The organism is Alteromonas sp. AO-Serp (genome assembly GCF_017849675.1).
In the GTDB taxonomy this organism is placed as follows: Bacteria; Pseudomonadota; Gammaproteobacteria; order Enterobacterales; family Alteromonadaceae; genus Alteromonas; species Alteromonas macleodii.
In genome coordinates, this window is the sequence record NZ_JAFLMX010000098.1 from 1 (window position 1) to 6,233 (window position 6,233).

Here is a 6,233-nt window from a genome sequence, read left to right on the forward strand (position 1 = left end):
TCATCAAACTTGTCACCACCAATACGAACGGATGATGAATAAACTACGCCGTTAAGTGAGATAATGGCAACTTCTGTTGTACCACCACCAATATCGACCACCATTGAACCTGTAGCTTCTGATACAGGTAAACCCGCACCAATAGCAGCCGCCATTGGCTCGTCGATAAGATAAACTTCGCGGGCACCTGCACCCAGTGCAGATTCTTTAATTGCGCGGCGCTCTACTTGTGTTGAACCACAAGGAACACACACTAATACACGAGGACTTGGGCGCAAGAAATTATTGTCATGCACTTGTTTAATAAAGTGCTGAAGCATTTTTTCAGTGACGTAAAAGTCGGCAATAACACCGTCCTTCATCGGACGAATTGCACGTATATTACCCGGCGTACGACCAAGCATTCGCTTAGCTTCTGCACCTACTGCTGCAACACTTTTTGGTCCTGCTGCGCGCTCTTGACGAATAGCTACTACTGAAGGCTCGTTTAGAACAATACCTTGGTCTTTTACATAAATCAGCGTATTAGCTGTTCCGAGGTCGATGGACAGATCGTTAGAGAACATGCCTCGAAGCTTTTTAAACATGAAGAGTGTATTCCTGTTTCTGTGTTAACGCGTATTTGCAAAGGTGAGATGGCGACGCTTTAACGTGAAGTCGATATTTATTCGCACACTTTAACAATGGGGGCTATTTTGGGCAAGTAATGCTGTAATTAAGTGACGAAATAACTGCATTTTTGCTTAGTAGTTTTAGCGCTTTACCCAAGAAGGGATACCACACACGCGTTTCCAAATAATTTTAAAATTAGACCCACATAGTGACCCTGTGAAAATTAGAAGGTTCAAAAACAATTTGCTAATAATTTACATCTCTTTATGTTGGCGCCACTACGGTGTGCTACGCAACCAGCATTTCGGTCAAGCGGGATAACCTTCTTTGCTAATTATTGATTTGCTCGCGCTTGTAAATGATATTGTCGTTTCCTCGATACACACCATACGTGAGCGTTGCGTTTGGAGGGTTATCAGCCTCGCCATCTCCATCCCAATCCCACAATAGCCAAGCATCAGGCGTATAACTAACAGGATAATTGCCAGCACCGTTTGGTGATGACAGGCGTATTCCGTCACTATCTCTATAGGCTCCTTCACTTAATGACTCTTCCCCCGAAGAAACCAATTCACCAGATTCGTCATTCACGTTGTCGTGATCATAAGCGGTACAACTGTCATACTTATTAATTCGCCAATTATTTCCGTCCCAATATTGAGTGCGAAGCGGTAACAAAAGCGCTTCATCGGCTGCACCGTAGTTATTTATCAACGTTGCGCGACCGTAGGCAAAGCTGATTGAATCACCAAAATCGTCAACGCACTGACCGGAACAAGAAAGTCCATTGAAGTTTGCGCCCTCAGTTTGTGCTTGGTCTGCCACCAGCACGACAGCGGCATCGATATATGCCCCGTCCAGTGTTGCGCTACCTAAGCGGCTAAATGCAATGTCATTATCAGAGAAAGTAATTTGTCCTGTCGCTCCGCTTTGAGGCCAGCCTATCGAGTTGATATTTTCCAAACGGTTTAGCAAATTGCCGTCATGCTCAACCTGCAAACCGAGACTGGTTAGCTTATCAAAACCATCGTAGTAGTTTGTGGTGCGGCTGCCATTTTGGTTAAGTGCGGTTAGCGAGAAGCTCACTTCACTTATAGGTTGACCAAAGTAGTTGAACGCATTACTGGTAGTACATGCCGCCACCAAATTTCCTGTTAGCGAAAAATTTGATGGCGCAAATCGTCCCACATTATTTAATTGGCCCAACACCGTAGAGTCTGTCAAATAGGTATCTTGAGCGACAATGGATATGATGCCAACTTCGTCATAATTTAAAGCTTGATTAACTTTACCCTCGTCTTCAAAATTGACGCTTGTGATACTTAACGAACCTGCAGAGCCGCTTACTGGTAGCAATTGCTGAGGAGTGAGGTTGACACTACCTGAATAATGTTCGGCCGTATTATTATTTGCTAAGTCTGCAAAGTTATCTGGTATCCCATCGTCATTATTGTCTTCACCATCAACCCATTGCACAGTACGAAGACCTAGCACAAAGTTTTCTCCCGTACGCTTTAGCAGTGAGCCATTCGGATTGATTGCATACCCGTTTGGGTTGAAACTGGTGCCAGCGTCATTTAAGACATCCATTGCGAAACCGAATGGACGAACTTTAAAGATGTTTGATGAACCTGTTAGTGCGGCTCTATCAGTAATTGTTCCTGACAGCGAAAGCTCACCCGCGTCCGGATACCGCAACGTAAATTCCGCTCGCGAATTAGTATCAAACTGCAGAGAAAATGTCTGTGGTGATAGTCCAATCTGATAAGTATTACCGTTATTTGTCAGGGCTAACTTGTTTGAACAGTTGCTAGAGCTTGAGCAATTGTAGTTGAGGTCGACATCAACAATTTTGTTTTTCAAGAATTCTGAATTACCACAGGCCTCAACGGCATAATTTTTACTATTGAAACCTTCGTCAGAAGGCTTGCCTGATAGCTGGGTGACGATGGTTGTGTTGTTGTCAGAAAGGTTTTTAAATACCAGGCCATCATCTTCAAAGTTTATCTTGCAGCCTTCTATACCCACTTCTTTTCCGCCAATGAAACAGCGCAGCTGAGACGATGGCGTCTCACCTAACGTTGCAAGCTTTGTGTCTTGCCCCTTTAGGCTATCGATAGCTAAAGAGATTTGCCCAGTAAACGACACGATATCGCTTCCAGTCCATCGGAAATTGTTGCTATTTTGCGGGGATAGGTTAACCGTAGAGGGTTGAGAGTAAATGAGGTCGCAATTTACATCTGCGCAGGCTTTCAGTGTTACTTCTTTTGCCGCGCAGCTACTACCTTTATTGTCGGCAAGTTCATACCGGTAGTGATTTAATACTTCTACAACCTCACGTCCACATATGCCAGGAATATTATTTGGTACTTCATTAGCTGTTACGCTGAGGGGAGCTGGTAGATTTGCCGTTGTTGAAGAAACAGACTCAACGCCTCCTCCTGCATTGAAGCGGCCGACGATAGTTTCGTCACCCACATTAGCGAACGTGACCTTCCCTTTGGCAATAACCAACGCCCTCGGGTTTGAACCGTCAATAACCACATCACCGTCTACATAAATCGCTAGGTAGGCTCCATCTGCAATGGTGACGTTAGCATTAGCCATAACGAAGCGTGTTGGTTGCCCCGGTGGATTGGTACCGGGGTCGGCAATATAGATTCTAGTCGGTGCAACAACGTTATAGTTTCCTGCCGCCATAAGCACATTCAGCCGACTATAAAAATAATCGCCGGCCAAATTACCAGGGGCTAAGTCTTCACTGCTATCATTAACTGTGAGGGTTGGTATAGCTCTGGCCTGTGATGCGGTTAGTGAGTCTGTATTGTTCACTGTACAGTCGACGCCTGGTTCTCCACATTTTGGATAGTCCGCATTCCCAGCTGTTCCCCCAGCCACTAGTTGTGTGGCACTAAGCACACCACCATTTTCATCAATAATGCGACTGAAAGCGGGTAGGTTAATAGGCGCACCACCAAATGCTGCCACCGCACCCGGGAATGCAACGTCGCAGCTAGGAATTTCACCACTAAACACAAACTCTGATGTCATAGCCAGAATACTAGCGTCTTCTTCGGTATGATTACGTTCTGAGTCCATACTTCGGTCTTCATCTACGCGAAGGCCCAATTTTGTTTTGCTCACACCACAACTGCGCAGCCAGCCACCATCGCCTCCGTTGCGGCTAATTTTACTCGCGGCAACTAGCGGCGTTTGTGTGTATTTATTTTTAAAGCTATTTTGAAAACAACCATCGTCCCATCCCTGAATGCGTACGTCCGCAAAGTCTGCCTCCCAGACCACCTCTACACCGTTGTCATCAAAGAACCTGCGGTCGAACCCTTCAGTTGTTGCCATATAAGCAACCGTTTCGGGACGTGTGACGGGCTCAAAATCGGTTTCTGATGCTTCCAGTGCTATGTAATATGACGGCGCTTCGTATTTAGCCGCAATAGTTAAAAATGGAAGCAAATGCTCATTGGGAGGCTTTTTCCCATTTACATCCACTTGGTTATTGACAGTTTGAATGGAGTGAAAAAATACAGGTTTTTCACCAAAGTTAGTTTGCAGAGGCACCTGTGCGTATCGAGCATCTTCTGTTCCGGGAACTAATGTCCCTATTGGAATGTACCAAGGGGAACTAGTAGAGGCTTGGATGGTTGTAGCATCCAGCTCCATTTTTCCTACTTCAACAATATCCCCATTCGGAAATTCGTGAACGCCGTAAGCAATGGCTAAGTAATGGCCTCCCATCGTAATATGCGGACCATCTTCTCCAGAGGGTTCAAGTGGCAGCGCTTCAAACCCAGTTCTGGTTACATTGCGAATTTTGACAATGGCAGGGTTGCCCCCCTGATTAGTAGACAGCATAAACACTGCTGGCGGCTCGTCGTATACCTGTGAAAAGCTAATGGTTGTCCACTCTGCTTTATTGTAGGTGTTTTGAAGCTCGATGAACCTGCCTTCGATTTGAGGAACGGCTTGCACAGCTAACGCTTGTATAAACAAGGCACAAATCAAAAAGAGTCGAGCAACAGAATTACAGTATGTCATTATTCTTCCTGCCTTACTTCAACAAGAATGCGTTTTGAGGTTTCGAGCTGGCCGGTACTGCACTGCGCTTCGGCCCCTAACGCATAAACCCTTATTTCACCAGCGGCAACTTCAGGCTCATCGACTTCAGTTTCCACCTCACAAGATAGCGTAATCGTACAATTCTGCATGTTGACTACACTTATAACTACCGGCTGTGTTATGACTGTGCACGCCGGATTATCGCCGTTAATTAGCCTAGAAATAGCGACTTCCATCCCACTTTGCGCCGCTAAGTAAGCACGAGCGCCATAATATTCAATGGATTGCTGGCGAATATTCGATGAGATTTGATTAGACAGCGCAATACCAAGACCTAAAAGTACGATACTAATGATAATTGCTACTATAGTGGTTGAGCCTTTTTGGCGCGCAGGAGAACCAGACAACCCGACAGGACGTTGGCCTATACGATACTTTTTTTGTTGGCGTGTTTTACTATGGCACATTAGGGAAATGCACCTCGTGTACAACCGATATCTGTTCATCGTCACTGCTTTGTAATGTCATTTGCAGTTCGATTAAGCCATTTTGCCGTAACCCTGCAGTGACCACATTCGCACTCCACGAAACCACATTAGTACCAAGGACGCCCGACGTAGCACCTTGCGTCCTAATTAAGCGTTCACCTTGAACGGAAGATGTTCTACAAACGGTTACTTGCGCTTCAGGAATGAAGAAGCGTTTTCCCGGTGAAGATTGTGTATTAGGGGCACTGAGTGTGAGGTCATATTGATTATCGCTAGTGGGATCGGAAGCAGCGTCGGCAATAGCATCTATTATTCGCCCGTTATCATTCACGCTCTGCGGATTTGTTGGGTATATAACAAGAGTATCGTCCTCACTCAACTGACTATTGAACACGACTACGTGCATAGGGTTATTAAACGCGTCGCCCACATAGGTGCCACTTTCCTTAATAGGGTAGTAAGAAAGACACCCTAAACTCGAATCGAATGACACAGAATTTGGCACCACATTACGCAGTTCTTTTTCGAGCCGCAAAATAATAAAGCGCGCATCTGAAACAAGGCGGGTACGCTCTGCGCCGGTTATATAGATTTGTGCACTTAAAGAAATCACTTGAGCTACCGATACGCTAATCACACCTAAAATAGTGATCACTAAAATAAGTTCTATTAATGTAAAACCGTGTTGTCGCTGTGCTTGTCGTGGAGACATTAATAGCTCCCTCGATAAGCGCTAAAGTTGTAAACTTGGCCGTCTGGTGCCGTAACTGCGATATCAATACGCTTAAACGTTAGGCCGTCTGTTGGCGTACTGTCGTTTAGGTCACTGTCGTAATCTACCGTTACGGTAAAACCGAAACTGCTATAGTTTCCGCCCACGTCGTTAACTGTGTACCCGTTGTAATCGTCCACGTCGTCGTAGTCGTCTTCGCTCGCTTCTTCTGGGCCAAGTGTTGTTGAGCAATTTCCTTTGGCATTACAGGTTTCAAATGGCGGGCTTCTGTCACTATTTTCATCATAAGAGCGACTAAGTATGTCATTCATTAAAGACTGCCCTAA

Annotated in this window: 5 protein-coding genes; all 5 read right to left on the reverse strand. The window is 45.4% G+C overall.

The annotated features are described in order from the left end of the window. Positions 1–587: rod shape-determining protein (locus tag QVA83_RS07600; RefSeq protein WP_287498300.1), on the reverse strand; the 587-nt coding region annotated here is incomplete at its 3' end. Positions 588–942: 355 nt separating this feature from the next. Next, the gene (locus tag QVA83_RS07605; RefSeq protein ID WP_287498301.1) at positions 943–4,665 is read right to left on the reverse strand and encodes a DUF6701 domain-containing protein; all 3,723 of its coding nucleotides are present in this window, start codon (positions 4,663–4,665) and stop codon (positions 943–945) included. Next, the gene (locus QVA83_RS07610) at positions 4,665–5,153 is read right to left on the reverse strand and encodes a pilus assembly PilX family protein (protein ID WP_287498302.1); all 489 of its coding nucleotides are present in this window, start codon (positions 5,151–5,153) and stop codon (positions 4,665–4,667) included. The genes QVA83_RS07605 and QVA83_RS07610 overlap by 1 nt, the downstream gene beginning before the upstream one ends. Next, positions 5,143–5,886: a PulJ/GspJ family protein gene (locus QVA83_RS07615; protein ID WP_287498303.1), complete on the reverse strand. Its 744-nt coding sequence runs from the start codon at positions 5,884–5,886 to the stop codon at positions 5,143–5,145. The genes QVA83_RS07610 and QVA83_RS07615 overlap by 11 nt, the downstream gene beginning before the upstream one ends. Beyond that, on the reverse strand, positions 5,886–6,233 hold a 348-nt coding region (locus QVA83_RS07620), incomplete at its 5' end, for an agglutinin biogenesis protein MshD (RefSeq protein WP_287498304.1). The genes QVA83_RS07620 and QVA83_RS07615, both read right to left, overlap by 1 nt.